The organism is Salinimicrobium oceani (genome assembly GCF_012037645.1).
Genome location: NZ_JAAVJR010000134.1, coordinates 1 through 712 on the forward strand (window position 1 = coordinate 1; position 712 = coordinate 712).

The following is a 712-nucleotide window of genomic DNA, read 5'->3' on the forward strand; positions in this document are numbered from 1 at the left end:
GACAATACTTTATACTTCAGGCACCACGGGAACTCCAAAAGGTGTCATGTTATCGCACAAGAACATTCTGAGCAATGCTATGGGCGCTGCAGAAGTTATTCAGGAAGTTGGAGTTAAAGGCAAACGCGTGATAAGTTTCCTGCCTCTTAACCATGCCTTTGAACGTATGGCGACCTACTGCCAATTCTATAGCGGGGCAGCTGTTTATTATGCTGAAAGTATGGATACCATTGCTGTCAACCTTAAGGAAGTTAAACCCACTTTATTCACCACGGTTCCCCGCCTCCTCGAAAAGGTGTACGAGGGAATTCTGGCTAAAGGAAACGAACTTACCGGAATCAAGAAAAAACTCTTCTTCTGGGCCTTAGGTTTAGCTGAAGAATTTGAGATCAACAAACCAAAAAGTCTATCCTACAGGCTACAGCTTGCTTTGGCAGATAAGCTGATCTTTAGCAAATGGAGAGAAGCCTTGGGCGGAGAAGTAAAATCCATTATTACGGGCGCCGCCGCGTGCCAGGTGAGATTGTTGCGCATTTTCACCGCCGCCGGGATCGTGATCCAGGAAGGTTACGGATTAACTGAAGCCTCTCCCATTATAAGCGGAAACCGTTACAACGAAAAGAACAGGATGTTTGGCACCGTGGGTCCCTTGCTAAAGGACGTAGAGGTAAAAATAGCCGAAGACGGAGAAATACTATGTAAAGGTCCCAAT

The 712-nt window shown here is 46.1% G+C and carries 1 protein-coding gene; it reads left to right on the forward strand.

What is annotated here, in order from left to right:
- Positions 1–712 (forward strand): AMP-binding protein (locus HC175_RS15860; RefSeq protein ID WP_168139396.1); only part of this gene is annotated, 712 nt, incomplete at both ends.